This is a genomic window from Pseudoalteromonas sp. McH1-42 (assembly GCF_022347845.1).
Taxonomy (GTDB): domain Bacteria; phylum Pseudomonadota; class Gammaproteobacteria; order Enterobacterales; family Alteromonadaceae; genus Pseudoalteromonas; species Pseudoalteromonas rubra_D.
Genome location: NZ_JAKRFU010000003.1, coordinates 115,360 through 138,362, shown reverse-complemented (window position 1 = coordinate 138,362; position 23,003 = coordinate 115,360). Strand labels below are relative to the sequence as shown.

General features: G+C 49.2%; 18 protein-coding genes. 16 read left to right on the top strand and 2 right to left on the bottom strand.

Annotated features, from left to right (window positions below; all coding sequences use genetic code 11):
* The first annotated feature begins 97 nt into the window (after positions 1-97).
* The 6 genes from MHN31_RS03945 to MHN31_RS03925 all read left to right on the top strand — a co-directional run bounded on the left by MHN31_RS03945 (position 98) and on the right by MHN31_RS03925 (position 6,034).
* A complete protein-coding gene (locus MHN31_RS03945; RefSeq protein ID WP_010385143.1) occupies positions 98-355 on the top strand; it encodes a phage tail assembly protein in 258 nt (85 codons plus the stop codon).
* Between the two features lie 5 nt (positions 356-360).
* Positions 361-486, top strand: a complete 126-nt coding sequence (locus MHN31_RS24175) for a hypothetical protein (RefSeq protein ID WP_268253660.1) — start codon at positions 361-363, stop codon at positions 484-486.
* Positions 487-644: 158 nt separating this feature from the next.
* The gene (locus MHN31_RS03940; RefSeq protein WP_239443498.1) at positions 645-4,316 is read left to right on the top strand and encodes a hypothetical protein; all 3,672 of its coding nucleotides are present in this window, start codon (positions 645-647) and stop codon (positions 4,314-4,316) included.
* Between the two features lie 27 nt (positions 4,317-4,343).
* Positions 4,344-4,799 (top strand): phage tail protein, encoded by a 456-nt coding sequence (locus MHN31_RS03935; RefSeq protein ID WP_125562320.1) that lies wholly within the window; start codon positions 4,344-4,346, stop codon positions 4,797-4,799.
* Positions 4,800-4,808: 9 nt separating this feature from the next.
* Complete coding sequence (locus MHN31_RS03930; RefSeq protein WP_010385140.1) at positions 4,809-5,021, top strand: tail protein X; 213 nt, start codon at positions 4,809-4,811, stop codon at positions 5,019-5,021.
* Positions 5,022-5,023: 2 nt separating this feature from the next.
* The gene (locus MHN31_RS03925) at positions 5,024-6,034 is read left to right on the top strand and encodes a contractile injection system protein, VgrG/Pvc8 family (RefSeq protein ID WP_239443497.1); all 1,011 of its coding nucleotides are present in this window, start codon (positions 5,024-5,026) and stop codon (positions 6,032-6,034) included.
* Positions 6,035-6,185: 151 nt separating this feature from the next.
* On the opposite strand, the gene MHN31_RS03920 is transcribed toward MHN31_RS03925, so the two are convergent.
* Positions 6,186-6,536 (bottom strand): hypothetical protein, encoded by a 351-nt coding sequence (locus tag MHN31_RS03920; protein WP_125562324.1) that lies wholly within the window; start codon positions 6,534-6,536, stop codon positions 6,186-6,188.
* A gap of 123 nt (positions 6,537-6,659) precedes the next feature.
* Positions 6,660-7,751: a response regulator gene (locus tag MHN31_RS03915; protein WP_239443496.1), complete on the bottom strand. Its 1,092-nt coding sequence runs from the start codon at positions 7,749-7,751 to the stop codon at positions 6,660-6,662.
* Between the two features lie 140 nt (positions 7,752-7,891).
* On the opposite strand from MHN31_RS03915, the gene MHN31_RS03910 reads away from it, so the two are divergent.
* The 10 genes from MHN31_RS03910 (at position 7,892) to MHN31_RS03865 (ending at position 22,898) form a co-directional block, all read left to right on the top strand.
* Positions 7,892-8,836: an ABC transporter substrate-binding protein gene (locus MHN31_RS03910; RefSeq protein ID WP_239443495.1), complete on the top strand. Its 945-nt coding sequence runs from the start codon at positions 7,892-7,894 to the stop codon at positions 8,834-8,836.
* Positions 8,833-12,024 carry a PAS domain S-box protein gene (locus MHN31_RS03905; protein WP_239443494.1) on the top strand — a complete coding sequence of 1,064 codons (3,192 nt, stop codon included), beginning with the start codon at positions 8,833-8,835 and terminating at the stop codon, positions 12,022-12,024. The genes MHN31_RS03910 and MHN31_RS03905 overlap by 4 nt, the downstream gene beginning before the upstream one ends.
* 111 nt (positions 12,025-12,135) lie before the next feature.
* Positions 12,136-13,083, top strand: a complete 948-nt coding sequence (gene metA, locus MHN31_RS03900; protein WP_239443493.1) for a homoserine O-succinyltransferase — start codon at positions 12,136-12,138, stop codon at positions 13,081-13,083.
* A gap of 55 nt (positions 13,084-13,138) precedes the next feature.
* Positions 13,139-14,161 (top strand): homocysteine S-methyltransferase family protein, encoded by a 1,023-nt coding sequence (locus tag MHN31_RS03895; protein WP_230090649.1) that lies wholly within the window; start codon positions 13,139-13,141, stop codon positions 14,159-14,161.
* Between the two features lie 11 nt (positions 14,162-14,172).
* Positions 14,173-16,803 carry a methionine synthase gene (gene metH / locus MHN31_RS03890; protein ID WP_239443492.1) on the top strand — a complete coding sequence of 877 codons (2,631 nt, stop codon included), beginning with the start codon at positions 14,173-14,175 and terminating at the stop codon, positions 16,801-16,803.
* 421 nt (positions 16,804-17,224) lie between these two features.
* Positions 17,225-17,395, top strand: a complete 171-nt coding sequence (locus tag MHN31_RS03885; RefSeq protein ID WP_164487836.1) for a hypothetical protein — start codon at positions 17,225-17,227, stop codon at positions 17,393-17,395.
* 183 nt (positions 17,396-17,578) lie between these two features.
* A complete protein-coding gene (locus tag MHN31_RS03880; RefSeq protein WP_239443491.1) occupies positions 17,579-18,652 on the top strand; it encodes a YjgN family protein in 1,074 nt (357 codons plus the stop codon).
* Positions 18,652-19,668 carry a M48 family metallopeptidase gene (locus MHN31_RS03875; protein ID WP_239443490.1) on the top strand — a complete coding sequence of 339 codons (1,017 nt, stop codon included), beginning with the start codon at positions 18,652-18,654 and terminating at the stop codon, positions 19,666-19,668. The genes MHN31_RS03880 and MHN31_RS03875 overlap by 1 nt, the downstream gene beginning before the upstream one ends.
* Positions 19,669-20,175: 507 nt before the next feature.
* Positions 20,176-21,063 (top strand): hypothetical protein, encoded by an 888-nt coding sequence (locus MHN31_RS03870; RefSeq protein ID WP_049866203.1) that lies wholly within the window; start codon positions 20,176-20,178, stop codon positions 21,061-21,063.
* Entirely contained in the window at positions 21,060-22,898 is a 1,839-nt protein-coding gene (locus MHN31_RS03865) for a GGDEF domain-containing protein (RefSeq protein ID WP_239443489.1), read from the top strand. Before MHN31_RS03870 ends, MHN31_RS03865 begins: the two co-directional genes overlap by 4 nt.
* The last annotated feature ends 105 nt before the right edge of the window (positions 22,899-23,003 follow it).

The window sequence follows — 23,003 nt, the reverse complement described above, 5'->3', positions numbered from 1 at the left end:
GTTCTTGTCTTGATGTTAGCGGGTACACTTTGCCAGTTTAGCGACCGGTAAGGGCCACCCGCCTATGCGCTGAGTAAATAATAATAGGAGCAAAAGCATGAAAGAAATCATTACCCTGGCATTTCCAATTACGGTTGATGGGCATGAGTATGCCGAACTGACAATGAGACGACCAAAAGTACGTGACCGGTTAATGGTGGATAAGGCAGATATCAGCGAATCGGAAAGTGAAATTCGTTACTTCTCCAATTTGTGCGAAGTCTCGCCGGATATCATCGAAGAGCTTGACTGGAGCGACTTTGTGAAGCTCAGAGAAACCTTACAGGCTTTTCTCGTATCCCGCCCAGGCGCTTAAGAGCCATGGTTATCGCCTTAGCCAAGTATACCGGCTGGGGCCTGGCCGAGCTCAACGCATTGACCGAAGATGAATTAATCGACTGGTTCAATGCTGCGGTTGACTATAAAGAGGCAACCGCTGTGTCCTGATCCGTTGCGGGTCAACATTTGCAGGCATGCGCCTTTGCGCATGTTTGGCACTCAATATTCGGGCATTGCTCAGTGGCTTTTTTAAGGCTGCTGAGCAATGCCACACAACATCTCCCTTCACTCCCTGGTATCACCTCTTAACTCTTTCAGGTAAATCTATGAAACAAGGAACTGTCGAACATCTTCGTGCTCCTGGCGGAGCCAAAAATAAAGTTAAACATCGCCTGGCGCAGAGCAATGGCGTGGACCAGCGACTGGCGAAACTGGGTCGGACGCTGCACGCTTTGCAAGTACAAAGTGATGCCAGTGCAGCCTCTGTTGGACAATTACTGGCGCAGCTTCAGGCGCTGGCACTACTCGCGCCTCAAAGCAGCGATTTGCAAAAACGCCTGCAATCTGCGCTGGCACAACAGGGGTCGTCGGGTCAGCCTGCGCCAGCCGAAGGAACGGTTAACCTGAGTGTTGACAACCCGGCTTCTGCTGAGGTGTCAGACGCTTTGCTGACGTCTATAGATAACCTTGGCGCTGTAATTGCTCGCCTTACAACTCAGAATGAGTATGTACCTCAGCCTGGCGGAGTAAGCCAGATTTCAACAGTTACGGCACCTGGCTTTGTTGCGGCGAGTGCGTCTGAACAAAGTCAGGATCCGATTGAATTGGGTGGCTCGCATAGCGCAGGTGGTGAGGTTGCTGCCCCTGAGCAGGCATCGGATGTGTCCAGTGTGACTGCACTGTCTCAGGCAGTGAACGCTGATTTGAGCCGTCTGAGCAGTTTGATGCCCCAGGTGAGCCGCTCTTTAGACCTGAGTCCGACAGTCGCCGCGTTTCAGTCCGCATTACCTGCACTTCAAAGTCAGGATCTTAAAGCGTTGCTTGAAGGCGACCTGGATGGTCTGAAGACAGCATTGCCAGCGCTGATTGAGGCAGTGGATTTGCCTCAGCTGCAGCAGGCCTTGGCAGCAGAATTGCCTGCATTGGCACAGTTAGATTTGTCAGGTGTGCTGCGCGGTGACGTACAAGCGTTAGCATCGCAGGCCCCTCAGATGCTTAGTGCCTTGGGTCTGGACGGCCTGTCGGCCGGTGTCGCACAAGCGTTACCGGCACTTCAGCAACTGGATATGCCAGCGCTGGCTTCGGGAGAGCTGGACTCACTGATCCAGGCTGCTCCACAGCTATTTCAGGCACTGAACATGCCTGGCGCTTCTATGGCGATGGAAAAAGCCCTGCCTGTGCTTAGTAAACTCAATGCGCCTGCAATCATTGAAGGCGATCTCAGCAGTTTACTGGATGCCGCGCCAGAGGTACTGCGCGCGTTTGAGCTGGAAGGGGCCGCAGACAAATTGCAGGCAGCTATTCCAAGCCTGACACAACTTGACCTCAAAGGCATTGCTCAGGGCGATGTTTCCAGTCTGATGAAAGTTGCTCCCCAGTTACTAAACGCGCTGGAGCTGGGTGACGCTGGCACAGCTATGGCCGCGGCGCTGCCAGCTTTGCAAAAGTTTGATGTTGATGGGTTGCTTAGTGGTGATCTGACTTCACTGGCCGAAGCCGGACCTGAGTTGCTAAATGCGCTGGGCATGGAAGATGCTGCGGCTGTGTTACAACAACATGCTGGCATAGTGCAAAAACTGGATATTCAGGGAGTCATGCGTGGCGATCTGGCTTCACTGGGTGAGGTTGCTCCGGCTGTGTTTGAAGCACTGGACATGCCAGGGGCGTCGGCTGCGATGCAAAAGGCCATGCCGGTGCTTAACAAACTCAATGCGTCGGCGATTATGGAAGGCGACCTGAGCAGTTTGCTGGACACTGCGCCTGAGGTATTACGCGCCTTTGAGTTGGATGATGCCGCAGACAAGTTGCAAACTGCAATTCCAGGTTTGGCTCAGCTTGATTTAAAAAGCATTGTGCAGGGCGATGTCTCCAGCTTGATGAATGCCGCGCCGGATCTGCTCAAAGCACTGGACTTGGGAGATGCCGGCGCCTTACTTGAGTCGGCTTTACCTGCACTACAAAAATTCGATGTGGACGGGCTTTTGAGCGGCGATTTGTCGTCTCTGACCGAAGCCGGCCCTCAGCTGCTGAGTGCTTTTGGTATGGATGATGCGGCTTCATTGCTGCAACAGCATGCCGGGGTGTTCCAGAAACTGGATGTGAAAGGCGTGCTGGATGGCGACCTGTCTTCGCTGGTCTTGGCAGCACCGGATCTGCTGAATGCGTTTGGTATGGACGGCGCAGCATCTTTGTTGGCGCAACATCAAGGCGCGCTCAGCAAGCTGGACTTTAAAGGACTGATGAGCGGTGATTTATCCTCTTTGGGTGATGCCGCATCTGAGTTTTTAAGTGGCTCGGGTTTATTTGGCGATACTGATGGCGACGCAGAGGGGGCCAGTGTCTTTGATGAACTCGACGGGCAATTAGAGGATGAGCCTGAAGAAGAGAAAAAACAGCCACGTAAGCGCAAAAACAAGGGCAAGTTAAAGGGCAAACCTGGTGGTAAGCGAGGGCGTAACAAAGGGCAACGCAAGGGCCAGGCAGACTCCGAACCGGAGAAAAATGCAGCCAGTCAGCATAAACGCAAGCCCGCAGCACAGGGCAACGCTATTCGCTCGCTCGATGCTGGCAGGCAGCTCCCTAACGCGACATCTAAATCGATACCGGTTCAGGCTGCGGCAAATGACGCAACGGCCGGCAAACTGGGGCAGTTCGCAGGGAAAAAAGGCGGATTATTCAGTCGTCTGCCCGGGGCCAAAATGCTCGGTAAGCTGGCTGCCCCTTTGAGTGCGGTGATGGGCGCCGTGGACGTTGCAACTACGTTGTCGGATGACAGCCTGAGTGCAGAGCAAAAAACGCAACAGGTTGGCAGTGCAGTAGGGGGGGCCGGTGGTGCCTGGGCTGGCGCAGCCGCTGGGGCTGCAATTGGCTCCGTGATCCCAGGTATTGGCACTGCCATAGGTGGCCTGGTCGGCGGCGCATTGGGGGCGATGGGCGGTGAGTCTGTTGGTGGCTGGCTGGGCGAAAAGCTGGGAGGCTGGTTTGCTGATGATGAACCTGTCAAACCCCAGACAACACCAGAAATCAACAGCACTGTTGGGACACCCCATCTTGCAGCGCAGGAGGCTGGCAAGTCCGGCACTGTGTCTCCAGGTGGCGATGGAAGTAGTTTGCTGAATGTTGCCGAAGGCTTTATCAAAAACCAGTTTATCAATCCGTTTAATTTAGCCGCGGGCACGGCGTCTGCGTTTGCTGAACTCAGCGGGAATAACAAAAGCCGTGCGCATACAGTGGCCAGAGTTGGCAACTTTGTCGGCGATGCGCTGAACTATCACACCGTCTGGCAGGCTGCCAATGATGATACTTTGAGTGGCTCGCAAAAAGCACAGGTGATTGGCGGCACGCTCGGAGGTATGTTTTCCGCGAAAGCGGTGAGTGGTTTGATGGAGAAAAGCCGTAATCCCTGGTTGAAGATGGCTGCGCCACTGGCTGGGTTTATCACTAATGCGGTAGTCGGCACGCAAATCGGTAGTTGGTTTAGCGAAGAGAAAGCGGATGAGTCCGGTGAAGGGGCAGCAGATAAGGCTAATCTGGTAAACACGCCAGAGGCTCTGTCAGGTTCACAAGGTCCTGCAGCACCGCACACAACGTCTGGGTCTGAAAATGGTGTCAAAGCTCACCAGGCGGCGCAGGTAACGGTCAACGCCAATATCACAGTCAACGCACGCGGTGGTGAGCAGGCTCAGGACATCGCTATTCAGGTTAAGCAGATCCTTGAACAGCAACAACAACAGGCCATTCGGGACTTGAATGCGCGTTATTTTAATCAGGTGGCTTGAGCCCACATTTCATAATTCAGGTGAACAATGAGCAATACCAATCATGCCAGACACATGATGCAGCTGGGCAACTATAAGTTTTCAGTCAGTACAGCAGCATTCAATAAATTGAAATACGACACGCAATATCGCTGGAAATCACTTGATGCTCCAACTAATAAAAACAGCCCTTTGATGCAGTTTATTGGGGTTGGCGAGCAAACGCTGGATCTGGAAGGCACCATCTTTCCGCAAATTGTCGAAAACGGGCTAAAACAGCTCGATTACATGCGTGAAGAGGCGGCCAAAGGGCAGCCTCTGACTCTGGGTTATGTAGAAGAGAGTGGCAAGACCAACCCCAGTGTTGGTCGCGTACTGGGCAAATGGGTGATCAGTAGTATCAGTGAGACTCGAACCTTGTTCTTTAACGATGGTATTCCCAGAGAGATCCAGTTTTCAATGCGATTAAGTCGTTATCAGGCAGCATTGAAGGAACCCGAATAAGGAGACGTTATGAAAGGGGTCAATTATGTAACACGCGACGGTGATTGTCTGGATTTGATCTGTTACCGACATTACGGGCAGAGCTCAGGAACCGTGGAAAAGGTGCTCGGTGCAAACACCGGGTTAGCCGGGCTAGGTGCTATCTACCCGGCTGGCATCGAAATTTTCCTGCCAGAGTTGCCCAAGCCTAAGACCAAGCATGTGATTAATATTTGGGATTAACTATGAAGCAACAACCCTATTTTTCTATCAAAGCAAACGGCAATGAAGTCACTCAAAGCCTTAAAGATCGGATTGTTGAAGTTAGTGTCACACAGCGAACCGGGCTGCTCAGTGATGTATGTGTTGTGCGCTTCGACAACCTGGAGGAGTTGCCAATTCAACTGCCCGAGCCCGGTAACATACTTGAAATCGCATTGGGCTATAAAGATGGCACGCCTGACAACCATGCCGCACTGACGCCGGTAGGAAAGTTTGATGTGGGCGCTTACGAACTCAGCGGTCCTGCGCGGGCACTCACTTTATATGGCAACAGCATTATGTGGGATGCTGACTTTAAGTCGCCACGATTTCGCTCCTGGCCTGAGCAGGGTAATGAAACACCGGTCACACTGGGCGAGCTGGTTGAGCAAATCGCTTCTGAGTATGGCTTGCAAAGTGGTGTGGATGACACGTTGCAGAGTATTAGTTTGCCTCATTTGGAGCAAAGTGAAAGTGACATGCAGTTGCTTACTCGCCTTGCCCTGCGTTATGACGCAGTAATGAAAGTGGCTGCAGATAAACTGCTTTTCGTTGCAAAAGGGACTGGACGGTCTTTGTCCGGACAAACCGTGACATCAGCGACTTTGGGGAAAAACCACATCATACATTGGTCCCGGGTCAGCAATCATTGTCATTTAGTGGGGGCGGTTCAGAGCTACTATCATGATCCGGAGCAGGCACTGCGGATCGCAGTTCAGGCAGGGGGTGGGGCACCTGTGATCACATTACCTTACCTGTATCCGGATGAAGCCAGCGCCCAGGCGGCAGCAAATAGTCAACTGACACGCCTTCAACGTGCTCATGGCGCCGTAAAGCTGACGGTACCAGGCAACCCAGACATAGTTGCCGGGGCATTAATTTCGGTTGATAAAACGGTCGATCATCTTGAAGGTGAGTGGTTTATCAAAGAAGTCACTCATCAGCTGACGTCACAGGGCTTTATGACCCAAGTTACAGCTGAGCAACCCAGTTAATCCCGCCTTTGCATCTGCCTGATGTGAATAAGTCCTTTCCTTTTTCCTTTCAATACATCATTTGGCGCTGTTATGCGCCAAATGATGTCCTGCCATCTGGCTCGACAAAGACAACGTATTTATCGGGCCATCTGAGCAATTCGCATATCACTTAATACATACGAAGGATGCGTGAATAAGCTGAGCTGTTTGAATCCCAAGGTTCACATGCCGCTGTAGAGTCATAAGTCAGGCTCACTGCCTGGCCGCTCGCTTTTTTGGCCAGCAGCATAGAGTACATGCGGTTACGTCTTTCTTCGGTCAACCCGGAGCTGATAGCCAGCGTAGGGGATTTAGTTGTGCATTTGTTATTTAAGTTGCTTGTACCAGCTTGTAGCGTGACCAAAATGGTATTGGTATTTGCATAAACCACAATCGTATCTATGCTTCCACCAGCAGTCAACCAGGCCGCCTGTGCCTGCCCTGCGATTAACATTGCGCAGCCTAAAATGAGTTTTTTCACTTTGTTTCCTTATGCTTATTATTGAGTTATCCAATATTGTATATATAAAAGGTAAATAAAACCAAGCTTTTGTTTTTGATAATTAGGTTAACGCGTTTGAGTTGACGTTGACAGTCGGAGGGGTTAAAACAACTCGATGTCAGTGGTGTTTGTACCGGTAGGTTGCTCATTTAGGATATCGATGAGGCTTGCCAGTTGTTGCTCAATCTCTTTACCGGACTCTAATTTGGTGCCTGCAGAGGATCGAGCCGCTTGTATAAGGGTAATGAGCTGTTGCTCGGCTTCCTCTGACAACTCATTGTCGATACTCATGCTGGAAAATAAGGTATCGAGCTGCACTTCAAGATCGTCAATCAGAGTGACAATGCCCGTTTTAATGTCTGTATTTTGCGTTTTAAATTGGACAATGGTTTGGCGCAACTGCTGCTCCAATAACACTTTGTTGACGCATTGCTCCACACCATCCATTACGTAAGCGAGATAATCCCGCATAGTGCCCACTTTGTCGGCATGCACTGGCATGTTTTTAACCAGTAAAGAGGCATGACGCCAGTTAAATGCCGCCCTGTGCTTGCCAAAGGCCATGATCCTGCCAGCGCCTTGCAATGATTCCAACAATGCGGCATCGATATTCTTGGTTACCCCGTCGTCAAAAAAGCAGGGGTTGGTTTTTTGATCGCGAATAATCAACGAGCACTTCAGGCCAAACCCTCGGGTGAGCTTGAAAACGGCCTGAGCGAGATGAGGCAAATCACCACATTGAAAACTATCCCGATAAAACCCCATTACATAACCGAGCGACGATAAATCCGACAGTGCTTTAACCGCGACTTCCTCTGCATTGCCCTGATGGGCTTTGTGTGCCTTTAGCAGCACAGAGATTTTCTTGAGTAGCTCCTGCTCATCTACTGGTTTGGCAATAAAGTCGTTACCGCCCGCATCATAGGCCTTTAAGCGCTCTTCCAATGAATTCAGATTAGAAAAAAACAAAATGGGCATAGTGTGACCAGCAAGTCTGATTTTATAGGCAGCCTCATAGCCGTTCATACGGGGCATCTGAATGTCCATTAAAATCAGATCAGGCGGACATGAATCGACCAGTTTAAGTGCGGTTTCGCCGTCCTTTGCAACCTCTGTATGATAGTATGATGACAGCATATGTGTGTGGTATTCAACAACAAACTCGTCATCATCAACGATCAGTATGGTCTCCATTCAGTTCACCTGTTTAGTTTACTTCGCGCTGGCTGACAGCTTAATTACACTGCTATTTTTCTCGTCAGCCCCCAAGTTCTCAAATCAAGACTAGAATACAAAAAGAAACTTTACCAATGACCTAATGGACGGGGCACGAAGTGAAATTTTTGTTATTAGTACTCACATTTGCACTGATTGTCGGGTGTTCTGATGCACCGCGTACCCAGCTTAGGGTAGGGTTCAATTTGTGGCCGGGCTATGAGACCCTCTATTTGGCCAAGCAAAAGGGCCTGCTGGCAGATAACATTGAGTTGGTAGAGTTACTGTCTGCCACTGACACCATGGATGCGTTTCGGCATGGCCGTATTGAAGTAGCTGCACTGACGCTGGATGAAGCACTGCTTCTGGTGTCTGAGGGTATTGCGCTCAAAATCGTATTGATTATGGATGTCTCAAATGGGGCTGATGCGGTCGTTGCCAGAGCACCGATTGCTGAATTAGCACAACTCAAAGGAAAGCGTATCGCTTACGAGCAAACGGCCGTAGGTGCGCTGATGCTGCATGAAGCACTGGATGCTGCGCATTTGACAATGGCTGACATTGAAGCGGTGCACTTACCTGTGAACCAGCACTTTCGGGCCTTTCAGTCACATGAGGTCGATGCCGTCGTGACATTTGAGCCGGTCACAACTCAGTTGGTCAACCAGGCGCATCATATTATTTTTGATAGTGCGCAAATTCCAGGCAAAATTGTTGATGTGCTAGTGGTTCGGACCGCACAGCTCTCTCATCACTTTGATGCCCTACAAACACTTATTTCTGCTCAGTTTTCAGCCCTCGCTTTTATAAAAAGTAATCCTGAAACAGCTGCGCAATTGATGTCTCCCAGGCTTGGATTACAGCCAAATGAACTATTGGCAGCACTTGATGGGATAGCATTGGCCGATATGCCTACCAATCGTGACTTGTTGGTGGGGACAGGCACACTCCCTCCCTTGCAAGTTACTGCTGACCAGCTGCTAGCTGTTTTACTCGAGCATAATATGATTGCACAAATTAACGATGTCGATGATTTGGTTGACGCGAGGTTTGTGACTCAATGAGACGCCCGGGTGTGCCAACGTCCCTGGCATTTTGGGTGCCTGTGGGGATATTAGTGCTTTGCTTCGCAGTACTGAGCCTGAGCACTATGGTTATTTATATGGGGAGTCGGGATGCAGCTCAATCAAGCCACAAATCACATGCTAATTACCTGCTACTGACATTGAAACGTCATGTCGAAGTGAACCTGAGTTCGGATAAAGCTGAGGAAATTCGGCATGATTTATCTATTATCGGCACGGTTCCGGAAGTTGCAAACATTGCGGTGGCTGATGAGGCGGGGAAAATATTATTCAGCAACCAGTTTGCTGATATAGGCAAATCGTTACAAGACGTGGCCAGTCACCACACCAATCAGGCGTTTAAAATCGCGCTGACTAACAACATGCCGTCAATGGTGTTCTCGGCGGACCATAGCACACTTGAAGCGTTGCAAAGCTTTGCCTTGCCCTCTGATACTGAGATTCGTTCTACCCGTCGTGGGTTGATTTACTTAGATTATAATCTGGCATTGAGTGAGCAAATGCTGTGGCGCAATATTCGCCTGAATCTGGCTTTGATGTGGGCCGGCTGTGGTGGGTTGATCCTAATGGTGATGGTTCTGTTAAGGAAAGGCGTTATTGCGCCATTGGGGGAACTGGCCAGACAGGCGACTTTACTTGCAGATGGCACTTATACACATCAGAGCGTACGTTATGGGTTTAAAGAAATTGCAACGCTGACAGAGACATTTAACTGGGCTTCCAGTGCGATTAGTGAGCACATTGCACAATTGGACAAAAATAAGTGCGAGCTTGAATCCAGGGTCAAGTTACGCACTGCGGAATTGCAAAGTGCCAACCTGAATTATGAGCAGGCACAAAAAATGGCTCGTCTCGGTCGCTGGGAGCTCGAATTGGAAAGTGGTTTGGTACATTTATCTCAGGAAGCCTACGATATCGTTGGAGCGTCACCCGCACAGCCTGTGACGTTAAGTACATTGTTTGGCCACGCAGATGTTGTATCTGAGCCTGCGTTACAGGCTATTTTTGATAAGCAGCAACAGCACCATGACTTTAATTATGAGCTGCAAAGTGACGACGCATGCCGTTTCATTCGACTCGTCGCTGAGCGATGTGAAGACAGTAATACCGGACACTACAAAATGGTCGGTATTGTTCAGGACATATCGGAGCAGATGCACAAAGAGTTGTCGCTGATAGAAAATCAGGCGATGACGCGGGCCATCATAGATACAGCTGCGGATGCCATTATAGTGATTAATATGCAAGGAGAAGTACAGGAGTTTAGCCCGGCGGCGGTGGAGATGTTTGGCTATGCGCCTGATGAAGTATTGGGTAAAAATCTGCGAATGTTGATGCCTGAGCCTTATCGAAGTAGCCATGATCAGTATATGCAAAATTACTTTGATACCGGCGTAAAAAAAGTCATCGATAATAAGCGTGAAGTGACGGCACGCAATAAAAGTGGCCGGTGCTTTCCCATCGACTTGGCTGTTGCCGAAACTAAGGTGGGAGAGGCTAATTATTTCACTGCCATTATACGTGATATTACGGAACGTAAAGAGGCAGAGCAAAGGCTCCTGGAAGCGATGCAGGCCGCTCAAAGTGCGACCCGTGCGAAGTCGGAGTTTCTCGCCAACATGTCTCATGAAATTCGCACCCCTATGCATGCGATAACTGGATTAACGCATCTGGCACTCAAAATGGATGCGCCTCCCAAAATGCATAACTATCTGAAAAAAATACGTTATGCAGCAGATAACTTGCTGGTACTTCTGAATGACATTTTGGACATTTCTAAGATTGAGGCAGGTAAACTGAGTGTGGAGTCTGTTCCGTTTGGTTTGCAGACTTTGATTGAACATGTCTGTGGTTTGATTGCGGCCCGGGTTGACGAGAAACAACTGAGCTTTGAGGTAAAGCAAGACCCTCAACTGCCTAAAGTCCTTATGGGGGATGCGCTCAGGCTCAGTCAGGTATTGCTAAATTTGCTCAGTAACGCAATCAAATTCACCCCCCATTTTGGCCGTATCACCCTGCAATTGACTGCAAAAGCGGTGACAAAATCCAATGCTCAGATTCTATTCTGCGTGTCTGATACCGGCATAGGTATTTCACCGAGTCAGCTGCAAACTTTGTTTGCCCCGTTTACTCAGGCTGACGCTTCGACCACCCGACAATATGGAGGGACTGGCCTGGGTCTGGCGATCAGTAAAAACCTGGTGAAACTCATGGGGGGCAGGGTTTGGTGTGAGAGTAGCGAAGGAGAAGGTGCACGTTTCTTTGTCGAGATTACATTTCCACTTGGTGAGACTGCAACAGAACCGGGCGTACAAATCGGTGCCAAAATTGAGCCTGGGGCAGTATCAGCAGTACTTGAAAGGGCAACTGTGTTATTGGTGGAAGATAATGATATTAATCGGGAAATCGCACAGGAGATACTAACTGATGTGGGTATGCAGGTGTTCACGGCGGAACACGGAGAGGAAGCGTTGGAGCGGGTACGTGAAGCGGATGTTGATTTGATTCTAATGGACTGTCAGATGCCCGTGATGGATGGATACACCGCGACCCGGGAGATTAGAAAAATACCGACTTATCGCCAGGTGCCAATTATTGCCCTGACGGCGAATGTGATGCACCATGATCTGCAAGAGATTAAAGCGTGTGGCATGGACGATCACATCGCCAAACCAATTAATGTTGAGCTGGCTTATCAAAAGATTTACCAATGGCTTTGTCGTCAATCCCAGCTAAGTATGCCTGAGGGGCTCGTTGTTATGGAGCCTGTGAAGCCTTACTCGACCGTAACCGAGCCAATGGCATCACATGAAAGTGCAGAGAGTGATTTGCTTGATATGGCGCAGGGTCTTAAGCATGTTAATGGCAACAGAGACTTTTATCGTAAAATGTCCGATAAGTTTATTGTGGCACAAAGCACGTTTTGCACGCGCCTTGAACAAAGCTTGCAGGAGAAAGATATTGAAGCGGCTGCCAGAATGGCACACACATTGAAAGGACAAGCTGGATACCTTGGGTTGTTGCGCTGTGCTGAGCTTGCGGCGCAGCTGGAGCAGTCAATTACGCAACAAACATCGCAGCAGGCGAGTTTGCTTGAGGCGCTGGATGCCGTTTTGGCACGTTCTTGCCAGATGCTAAAAGCCGCATTGGCAGAGCCTGGTGTGTGAGTTTGATTTTAGACGGCTAAACATCTAGAAGTTGAAATTTATTCCCATTGCTTCATAATGTCGCTGGAAAGTGGATCGCGTTACGGAGATCCAGTCACTGAGGGGAATACCATGCCAATCACAGTAACCGACGATTTACCTGCCATCAGCCATTTACGCCATGAGAATGTTTTTGTGATGCCGCAAAGTCGCGCCAGCACGCAGGAGATCCGGCCAATGCGGCTGGCCATACTCAATCTGATGCCAAATAAAGTAGAAACTGAAGTACAGTTTATTCGCCTGTTGGCGAATTCGCCGCTTCAGGTTAATGTTGATCTGTTGCGCCTGGATACCCACCGTAGTTCAGAAAACTCTGAGCAACACCTCAATATGTTTTATCGATACTTCTCAGATGTAAGAAAAGAAAACTATGATGCGTTGATTGTCACAGGTGCGCCACTTGCGCACCTTGAGTACGAAGACGTGACCTATTGGGAAGAGTTACAGGCATTCTTCGACTGGGCCGAGCATCATGTTACGTCGACCCTGTTCTCCTGCTGGGCAGCGCATGCTGGTTTGTTCCACCATCACGGCCTGAAACGTGAGTTGAAAAAAAACAAACTATGTGGGGTGTTTCGTCATCAGTGTTACTTTGAACATGGTGCTTTGACGCGCGGGTTTGACGATGAATTTTTGGTACCCCACTCACGCTATGGTCATATTGAGGCTAGTCAAATTGATGCGTGTGAGGAGCTGGTGACGCTGGCGGGGTCCGAGCGAGTTGGCGCTTATTTAATTAAAAATGTGTCGGGTAGCCAGGTTTATATTACTGGACACCCTGAATATGATGCCGATACCCTCAGTAAAGAGTATTTCCGCGATTGCGAAAAAGGCCCAGATGCGCCTAAGCCGGAGAACTACTTTCCAAAAGATGACGCGTCTGCAAAGCCATCCAAGACATGGCAAAGCCATGCTTTTTTGTTATTCTCCAACTGGTTAAACTACTATGTTTACCAGACTACTCCGTACGATATTAATCTGGTTAGCCAGGATGTTAGGACTAACAATTATGCCGAATAAACATATCACCACTGCGGCCGACGGCGCAGCCATTGCTGAGGCGCTAAAAACGGCCATGCAACAGCGTATTTTGATCCTCGATGGGGCCATGGGCACCATGATCCAAAAACATAAGTTTGAGGAAGAGGACTATCGGGGCGAGCGCTTTAAAGACTGGCATGTATTGATCAAAGGTAACAATGACCTGCTCAGCCTGACTCAACCTGAGGTGATCCGTCAGATCCACCGCGAATATCTTGAAGCGGGTGCGGACATTATTGAAACGAATACTTTTAATGCCACCACCATTTCGATGGAAGACTATGACATGGCCAGCCTGAGCCGTGAGATCAACGTCGAATCGGCCCGGCTTGCACGCGCAGTATGTGATGAGTTCACTGCTAAAGACCCTGGTAAGCCGCGTTATGTGGCCGGTGTTTTGGGGCCGACTTCAAAAACCTGCTCTATTTCACCTGATGTGAACGATCCGGGTTATCGGAATGTGTCGTTTGATCAGCTGGTGGAAGCGTATATTGAATCTACGGAAGCCTTGATTGAAGGCGGCGCGGACCTGATCCTGATTGAAACCATCTTCGACACGCTTAACGCCAAAGCGGCAGCGTACGGGGTGGAAGAAGCGTTTGAGCGAACCGGTATCACTTTGCCGGTGATGATCTCCGGGACTATCACGGATGCGTCAGGACGCACTTTGTCGGGCCAGACAACCGAAGCGTTTTACAACTCTATTCGTCATATCAAACCTATCTCTATTGGTTTGAACTGTGCGCTGGGCCCCGACCTGCTACGTGCTTATGTCGAAGAATTGTCGCGGGTATGCGAAACCTATACGTCCGTGCACCCTAACGCGGGCTTGCCAAATGAATTTGGTGAGTATGATCTCGAAGCCGATGACATGGCAAAGGAAATCATCGACTGGGGTAAAGAGGGCTTTATCAATATCGTCGGTGGCTGCTGTGGTACCACGCCTGAACATATTAGCGCTTTTGTAAATGGACTCAAGCAGGTCGCTCCGCGTACCTTACCTGAACTTGAAGTCAGAATGCGCTTGGCGGGCCTTGAAGCCTGTAATCTTAATTAGGAAGTACTGATATGACGCAATCTACAGCCATTTTTACCAACGTTGGTGAAAGAACCAATGTTACCGGCTCGGCGCGTTTTAAGCGTTTGATCCTGGAAGAAGATTACGAAACAGCACTGGATGTGGCGCGCAGCCAGGTTGAGAACGGGGCCCAGGTGATCGACATCAATATGGATGAAGCGATGCTGGACTCTAAGGCCGCCATGGTTAAGTTTTTGAACCTGATTGCCTCAGAGCCGGATATTTCTCGTGTGCCAATCATGGTTGACTCATCCAAATGGGAAGTGATTGAAGCGGGCCTGAAGTGTATTCAGGGTAAGGCCATTGTTAACTCCATCTCGCTGAAAGAGGGTCGTGAGCCGTTTGAGCGCCAGGCGAAAATCATTAAGCGCTTTGGCGCGGCAGTGGTGGTCATGGCATTTGACGAAACGGGCCAAGCCGAAACGGCTGACCGCAAGTTTGAGATCTGTGAGCGCTCTTATCGCATTTTGGTGGATGAATTGGGCTTCCCGCCTGAAGACATTATTTTTGACCCCAATATCTTTGCTGTTGCGACCGGTATTGAGGAGCACGACAATTATGCGGTCGAGTTTATTGAAGGCACGCGACGTATCAAGCAGAACCTGCCGCACTGTAAAGTGTCGGGCGGGGTGTCGAACGTGTCTTTCTCGTTTCGGGGCAATAACCCGGTGCGTGAGGCCATTCACTCGGTATTTCTGTACCATGCCATTCAGGCCGGTATGGATATGGGGATAGTGAATGCAGGTCAGCTGACGGTATACGATGATATTCCGGATGAACTGCGCAAAGCCGTTGAAGACGTGGTCCTCAATACGGACCCCGGAGCGGGTGAGCGTTTGGTAGAGATAGCGCCTAATTACTCGGGAATGGCTCAGGCTGAGAAAGCTGAAGACCTGGAGTGGCGCAGCTGGCCGGTGGCCAAGCGTCTTGAACACGCATTGGTAAAAGGCATCACTGAGTATATCGAAGAGGACACCGAGGCGTGTCGCCAGACGTTCGACAAACCGATTGAAGTGATTGAAGGTCCTTTGATGGACGGCATGAATGTGGTCGGTGATTTATTTGGTGCCGGTAAAATGTTCCTGCCTCAGGTGGTGAAGTCTGCACGTGTTATGAAGCGAGCTGTGGCCTATCTGGACCCTTATATTGAGGCTGAGAAGCAAGCCGGCGAGAGCAACGGTAAGATCATCATGGCCACGGTCAAGGGCGATGTTCATGATATCGGTAAAAACATCGTCGGCGTGGTGCTGCAGTGTAATAACTACGAAGTTGTAGATTTAGGCGTGATGGTGCCGGCAGAAAAAATCCTGCAAACGGCCATTGATGAAAATGCCGATGCTATAGGTTTGTCGGGTTTGATCACGCCTTCGCTGGACGAAATGGTGCACGTGGCGAAAGAGATGACGCGTCGTGGTTTTGAGATCCCATTGCTTATTGGCGGTGCAACCACGTCAAAGGCCCACACTGCGGTGAAGATTGAGCCGCAGTATGATAAAGGCGTCGTTTATGTGAATAATGCCAGCCGTGCGGTGGGTGTGGTTTCCAGCCTGCTTAGTGCAACACAAAAGCCGGTATTTTTGGAAAAAACCGCCAGTGAATACGTCAAGGTACGTGAACAACAGGCGCGTAAAAAACCTCGTTCTAAGCCGGTGACGCTGGCGCGTGCACGTGACAACGCCGTTAAGCTTGACTGGGACAATTACACCCCGCCTGTGCCTAAGAAGCTGGGTATTACCGAGTTTAAAGATGTCAGTATTGCCACTTTACGTGAATACATAGACTGGACGCCGTTTTTCATGACCTGGACACTGGCGGGCAAATATCCGCGTATTCTGGAAGATGAAGTCGTGGGTGAAGAAGCGAAGAAACTCTTTGCCGATGCAAACGCCATGCTAGATGAGTTAACCGCCAAAGGCAGCTTGCAACCACTGGGTGTGATTGGTCTGTTCCCGGCCAACCGGGTAGGGGATGACATAGAAATTTATCGTGACGAAAGTCGTGAGGAAGTCCTTCTAAGATCTTGTCAGCTACGTCAGCAAACCGAGAAAACTGATTTTCCTAACTACTGTCTGGCTGATTATGTTGCACCAAAAGGCACGCCGGACTATTTTGGGGCGTTTGCCGTTACGGGGGGTCTGGAAGAAGATGATCTGGCGGATGTATTCGAACAGCAGCAGGATGATTACAATAAGATCATGGTAAAGGCGGTTGCAGACCGCCTGGCTGAGGCTTTTGCAGAGTACTTGCATGAACAGGTTCGTAAGCAGTATTGGGGTTTTGCCGGTGATGAAAACCTCAGTAATGAGCAGCTGATCCGTGAGAATTATCAGGGGATCCGACCTGCGCCTGGCTATCCTGCTTGCCCAGAGCACACCGAGAAAGACAAGATATGGCAATTACTGGATGTGGAAAACCGTATCGGTATGAAACTGACCAGCTCATATGCCATGTGGCCTGGTGCTGCGGTATCTGGCTGGTATTTCTCTCACCCAGACTCTAAGTATTTTGCGGTAGCGGCTATCCAGCAAGATCAGGTTGAAGACTATGCCAAACGCAGCAATATGACGTTGGCTGAAGCCGAACGCTGGTTGTCACCTAACTTAGGATACGAGCCACAATAGTGGACAATAAAAAGTAAGGGCCGATAGGTCCTTACTTTTAGCCAAAAAAACAACCATTTTTCTTGCATTTGTTTATTATTTCGTTATTATTAATCTCTTGCTTTAAATAACCTCTTATTTAAAGCGTCATAGAAGTAATGCCCTCTTGCCTTGATCCAGTAAGCCCGCATTAAAAATTAAGAAGTAGAGCTTATTATAGTCAGGCGATATACCACTGCAGTTACCCCACCGGGGTCGTTGTGAATGCAGCTATTAAGATCGCCAGTACCATTTCCTTTTAAGCGCGCGTCGGTTCGTTGACTCCAAAGTGTCGAAAAATTGATCGCAGATTTTTTCAGGTATGGTATCAAACTGTCATAAAGCTCGTTTATTGTTTAAAGCGATAGCCGACAGGCTGCGCATTATAAAAGTGAGTTTTATTATGTCTTATACATACAACGGAACAGAGATCCGTGTTGAGCAACCAATTCGCTCAATTTCGGTCAACAAATCAAAAGTCGTTTTTGCTGATGGCTCAGGCCGCAAACAAACGCAATTTTCAAGTGGCAGCGAAGCGCGTCACTTTATCAATTGGTTGACTCGTGTCTGCTAAGTAATACCGCAGCACCAATCAATACCGAACGCCGAGGTGACTGATAAGTTACGTCGGCGTTTTGCTTTTTATACATTGCGCTGATGCGCGTTGTGGTGTATTTTTTCGTAGTTTTCACGGGGACATTGCCGTGAATGCATCAATCGTGTGAAAACATTATAATAACGAAAAAGGAAGCCAACAATGGATTCGACTTCTACTCCTTCCGCTGCCGAACCTGGCAGTCAAACCGCTCCATCTCAATTGCAATTTACCGGTAATGCCAAAGAGTATTTTGGTATTTGGATTGTCAATATCCTACTGACGTTGCTGACATTGGGTATTTATTCGGCCTGGGCAACGGTGCGTACTAAGCAATACTTTTACGGTCATACCGTACTGGACGGACATCGCTTTGATTATCTGGCTACGCCGATTCAGATCCTAAAAGGCCGTTTGCTCGCTGTTGGCCTGTTTGTTATCTACAGTGTGGTGTCTGGCTATTTTCCACTTGTGGGCGCGATGATGGCATTTGCACTGGTATTTCTGGTGCCCTGGATGATCAATCAGGGGCTTAAATTCAGCATGCGCATGACCCGTTACCGCAATATTCGCTTTGCCTTCAAAGGCAATTTGGGCGAGGCGATGGTGAACTTTGTGGTGCTACCATTTGTCAGTATTTTTACCTTGTATCTTTTGATGCCCTGGGTGCTCAAGCGCATTGATGCGTATATTCACAGCAATATTCGATACGGCGATAAGCCAGTACAAGTACAGTTAGAGGGCAAAGAATACTATGTAGCTGCATTATTGGTGATATTACTGGGCATCCTTGTGATGATGTTGCTGGGTCTTGCATTCAGTCTGGTAGGTGGTATCAACATTAACCCTGATGAACTGGGCACGGTCAATTTTGGCGTGTTTCTGATTGTGCCTCTGTATTTGTTTGTGATTTCTGCATTACAAGGCGTCTACCAGGCGCAGATCCGCAATCATATTCTGAACAACGCACAAATAGAAGACGTGGCTGAATTCGAATCGAATTTAGCGCCTCAGCGCTATGCGCTTATTCTGGCAACTAACGCAGCTGCGATTGTGCTGACTGCCGGCCTGGCCTTCCCCTGGGCGAAAGTACGTAAAGTCAAAGCTCTGGCCGGAGCAACTCAGGTTATGTTATTGCCTGGTGCAGATCAGGTGTTGGATAATGCGCAGCAGGCTGATTCCTCTTTTGCTGAGGAAGCCGCGAATGTGTTTGACGTTGATATTTCGTTGACCTGATGATTAAGGGATATTTTTATCTGCCAAACAGCAGTCGGGTGCAGCAGAGCTACGCCCGACTGAGTGGTGAGCGCATTGCTATTTATGTTGATGATGAATGTGTGTGTGAAAGCATGCAAACGGCGCTTAATGTAGCTGCTCATCTGCCTGGGCAGGCCAGCGAATTGAACTTTGCTGATGGCGCACGCTTTGTGCCCCATGACGTTGCATATCGCTGGCCATTTCAGCAACGCAAGAGCGGATTGCTGGCGCGGCTGGAAAGTAATTTGGTGCTGATCCTATGCGCGCTTTTCGCCACACCTGTGCTGCTCTATGCTTTGTTGTTTAAGTTGGTCCCCGGCATTGCAGTGACTGCGGTAAAGGCCATGCCTGATGTGGTTGTTGAACAAATGGGTCAACAATCCATGGTGCTCATTGAGCGCACTATGTTATCGCCCAGTGAACTTTCAGCACAAGAGCAGCAAGCCGTTTTTACTTTATGGCACGACACTGTCTCTCAGCTTGGCCTGTCCGCAGAAAGATATCGTATTGATGTGTATCGTTCGGATCATTTTGGCGCCAATGCCTTTGCTTTGCCCCATGGTCAGGTCGTGGTAACCGATGAGCTGGCACGACGTCTGGCCGACCACCCTGACGCGCTCAGAGCGATTTTATTGCACGAAATTGGTCATGTAGAGCGCATGCATAGCGTGCGCCTGGCATCTCAGGCCGCCGTTGCCAGTATTGCGATTGCGATGCTGTTGGGGGATATGGACATAGTTGCTGAGGTGGTGCTTGGGTCGGGCAGTGCTTTGATGGATCTGCAGTTCTCACAAAATATGGAGTGGGAAGCCGACAACTATGCCTTGATGCAACTTGAGCGTCTTGGCTACAGTGGCGAAGACTTTGCACAGGCTCTGGAGTCACTGGTACCGCTTGATGAAGCGCAATCGCAAAGCTGGTTAAAGTACCTGTCTACTCACCCAAGCCTGCAAGAACGTATAGAACATGCCAGAAACCACACTACACCCCGATAGCCCGGTTAGATATGGGCTTCTGGTAAAGGGGACTGAGTGACATTGATTTACCCGCAAAACGTGTGTTTATTACTATATCTCTAAAGGCCTCAATGAGGCCTTTCATACCAATTTCACTTAATACCTGGTCTATTTGAAGGAGCAAATAGGACGCAAACAGCGTTAAAAATCTCTCATTTAGAACCTTATACCTTAGACATAGGTTCACAAATTTTTGCCTTGTTATCGACCCTATTTTCTCGCTTCAAAATAGATCACTTAATTAAGCAAATTGGTATTATTTTTCTGGCCCGGTATTGATTTGAGTTTCTTGTTGCACCACAACCCCAGACTTTTAAGTGACGTTTTTTTATCTCCTGTAACTCTTTATTATTGTTTCAATAATTGCGCTATGTGAGCGATTTTTACTTCATTGTACTTATTTTTTGTTATGGCTAGGTTAACTTATGTTCGTGCCTTCCTGTATACTAAGGCACACTGTGCGTGATTTGTGTGCTGGGGAGGCAAATGAAGTTTTTGGTGTTGTTATTGCTCGTTGTGTCGCAATGTGCCAAAGCTCACAACCCTTTGGTTGTTGATATCATTAGCAGTGAGAATTTTTCTCAGCGTTATCAAGCTTTTCTACAGGGGCGCTCGGTGCTTGATGTCACTGATTTTCGCCCAACCACCCAGGGATCTCATATCGAGATCATCGAAATGGTATTATTGCAACAAGCGCTGTTTCTTGGCGGGGAAACCCGTGAGGTGGTTTTTAATCCTAAGCCTTCAGTCAATATTCTTGAATTCACCGACATGGTTGCGGGGGAGAGCCTGATTTTGGCACGTACCGTTTGGCATGAAGATGTCATTAATTATCGTGGCTCTGTGTATGTCAGTGATCCAGTCGTGAAGTTTGGTGAGTATGAAGCCGGTATATATGTGGCAAAGCGCAATCAGGCACTGCATCAGACCACCCAAGATGGACTGGAGCAACTGACGCTGGTGGCCAACCCTCGCTGGCGGGTAGACTGGCACGCCCTGACAAATAGCAACATGAATCTGGTGAGCTTCATCGGTCCCTGGGAAAGCATGCTGAACATGGTGGAAACTGACATCGTCGATGGCATGCTGGTCAATTTCAGTGTCAGCGAATCTTTGCAATTGGTGTTTGAAGGCCGAGACTACGTACCCATAGAAGGGGTAAAAATGGTGTTGCCTGATTCACGTCACTTCATCGTCAGCAAACGTCACCCCGAAGGAGCCCAGATTTTTGCCGCGCTGAACCGGGGCTTGAAAGAGCTCCGGCGTCGGGGGGTGATCCGCAAAGCGCTGACAGAGTCTGGTTTTATTAATCGTAAAGTACAAGATTGGGCTGTTATTAATCGTGCTATGCTGCCGCAGGAGTCCAGACCATGATCCGGCTCTGTGCGCCTCTAAGCTGGCTGTTATCTCTGTTGTTCAGTGTGTCTGTGACGGCGACTGAGCTCGCTTCGCCCGAGCAGCTGGAAAAATCCCTGGCCGGGTTGAACGAAACACTCAAAAGTGATTTCGACCTGTCGCTGCTCCCTGAATTAAGAAAGTTGCGGCGCGACGCACAGGCGATTGATGCGCTGGAAATTGTCGCTCAAACCTTATTACTGGAGGGGCAGATCCGCCAGCAATACGGCGACTATCAGCAAAGCCTGGTGTTGCATAATGATGCATTACAGCTGGCTGTAGAGCGTCAGGATCTGGCGCTGATGGCGCAAAGCCGATTAGCTATTGCCAGGTTGGAAATGGACCTTGAGCGCTATAACTATGCGCAACGTTCATTGGATGATGTGCATCAGCTGATAGAACAGATGAGTAATAAAGCTCAGGCAGCGCCTTATGTGGCTCACCGATTATTATTGGCGCACAGACTATGGCAAGGCTATCTGTATGTCTTGCTGGGGAGCTATCATCAGGCCGTTGCGGCCCTGCATACGGAAGATCTGGTGGTAACTGGCACGCCGGAACTCCTGGATAAACTGCTGCTGGTCAGGGCCTGGGCATTACTAAAACTGGGCCGTTATCAACAGGCACAACCTATCCTTAATCAGGTTGCTCAAAGTAACATTCTCATTCGTAATCAGCGTATGCGGATCCGCTTTAACTTGCTGCAATCCATGGCCTGGTTGCAGGCCGGAGAGTTTCAAAAAACACTCGGTACGGCAATGCCTGCGTTAATGGAAACCTTTACAACCCGATTTTTAGAAGAGCAGGCTGATTTGCAGTTTGTGTTGTCTAATGCCTACGTCCAGCTGGGCGACTACCAGCAGGCGCATTTATATCTGAAGCGCTATGCCCTGAGCAAAGATGCACTTAACTTTCAAAAGCGCAACAATAAGTTGTTGCAACTGGAGTCGCAGTACGCGCTGGCAACACAAAAACAGCAGTTGAGTTTGTTGGAAAAAGACAATGCGATACAGGCACAAGAGATTTTCCGTCACCAGCAAATTTTGGAAAATACGCGCCTGGCGCAGCAGCGTGGCGCATTGTTGCTTATTCTGGCGTTGGCATTGTTGGGTTTCTTATATTGGCGTTGGCAGAACAAGCGTTATTTGTCTTTACTGGAAGAGCAAGTGAAGCAAAGAACTGCTGAGCTCGATGAGCGAAATCGTCGCCTACAAGCGCTCAGTTATTCAGACAGCCTGACGGGTTTGCACAACCGGCATTACTTTTTTAGCGCGGCAGACAAATTACTCGCGCAATCCCGGGATGTGTCGCAGAGCACGATTTTTTGCCTGATAGACATCGATCACTTTAAACAGATCAATGACAGTTATGGTCATGCCACTGGTGATGTGGTGTTGCAGCAATTTGCCGAGGTGGTCACGAGCCAGCTCAGAGCGCAGGATGAGTTGGTGCGTTGGGGCGGCGAAGAGTTTTTGCTGGTAATGCCTCAGACTGACATGACAACAGCACAGCAGGTGGTTGAAAGGCTCCACAATGCAGTGGCGCAGTATGTGTTTAGTCACGATGATCAGCCGCTGAGCTGTACTTGCTCGATTGGTTTTGCAGCTTACCCCCTGCGTCTGGCTGATGCGCAGCTAGCGAGCTGGGAGCAGGTGCTGGAACTGGCTGACAATTGCCTGTATCGTGCAAAGAATGGCGGGCGTAATGCCTGGGTAGGACTGAAATTACCCGCTCAGCCACTGGCTATGACCTTTGAGCAACTGCAGCAAAATATGGAAACGTTTACCGTCACCAGTACGCAGCTTGCGGGCTAGTGGTGGTGTTTTTATATTTTTCTAATGATAAAGTATTTAAATAATTAAGCTTGTTCGGTTTAAAACACGCCTGCTTGGTCTATGCTGATTAGATTAAGGAAATGT

Bases quoted from the DNA above. Each gene is read 5' to 3' on its own strand.
- MHN31_RS03940 (WP_239443498.1), top strand. From the start codon at position 645: ATGAAACAAGGAACTGTCGAACATCTTCGTGCTCCTGGCGGAGCCAAA.
- MHN31_RS03935 (WP_125562320.1), top strand. From the start codon at position 4,344: ATGAGCAATACCAATCATGCCAGACACATGATGCAGCTGGGCAACTAT.
- MHN31_RS03885 (WP_164487836.1), top strand. From the start codon at position 17,225: ATGTCTTATACATACAACGGAACAGAGATCCGTGTTGAGCAACCAATT.
- MHN31_RS03915 (WP_239443496.1), bottom strand. From the start codon at position 7,751: ATGGAGACCATACTGATCGTTGATGATGACGAGTTTGTTGTTGAATAC.
- MHN31_RS03930 (WP_010385140.1), top strand. From the start codon at position 4,809: ATGAAAGGGGTCAATTATGTAACACGCGACGGTGATTGTCTGGATTTG.
- MHN31_RS03895 (WP_230090649.1), top strand. From the start codon at position 13,139: ATGCAACAGCGTATTTTGATCCTCGATGGGGCCATGGGCACCATGATC.
- MHN31_RS24175 (WP_268253660.1), top strand. From the start codon at position 361: ATGGTTATCGCCTTAGCCAAGTATACCGGCTGGGGCCTGGCCGAGCTC.
- MHN31_RS03945 (WP_010385143.1), top strand. From the start codon at position 98: ATGAAAGAAATCATTACCCTGGCATTTCCAATTACGGTTGATGGGCAT.
- metA (WP_239443493.1), top strand. From the start codon at position 12,136: ATGCCAATCACAGTAACCGACGATTTACCTGCCATCAGCCATTTACGC.
- metH (WP_239443492.1), top strand. From the start codon at position 14,173: ATGACGCAATCTACAGCCATTTTTACCAACGTTGGTGAAAGAACCAAT.
- MHN31_RS03880 (WP_239443491.1), top strand. From the start codon at position 17,579: ATGGATTCGACTTCTACTCCTTCCGCTGCCGAACCTGGCAGTCAAACC.
- MHN31_RS03865 (WP_239443489.1), top strand. From the start codon at position 21,060: ATGATCCGGCTCTGTGCGCCTCTAAGCTGGCTGTTATCTCTGTTGTTC.
- MHN31_RS03870 (WP_049866203.1), top strand. From the start codon at position 20,176: ATGAAGTTTTTGGTGTTGTTATTGCTCGTTGTGTCGCAATGTGCCAAA.
- MHN31_RS03875 (WP_239443490.1), top strand. From the start codon at position 18,652: ATGATTAAGGGATATTTTTATCTGCCAAACAGCAGTCGGGTGCAGCAG.
- MHN31_RS03925 (WP_239443497.1), top strand. From the start codon at position 5,024: ATGAAGCAACAACCCTATTTTTCTATCAAAGCAAACGGCAATGAAGTC.
- MHN31_RS03905 (WP_239443494.1), top strand. From the start codon at position 8,833: ATGAGACGCCCGGGTGTGCCAACGTCCCTGGCATTTTGGGTGCCTGTG.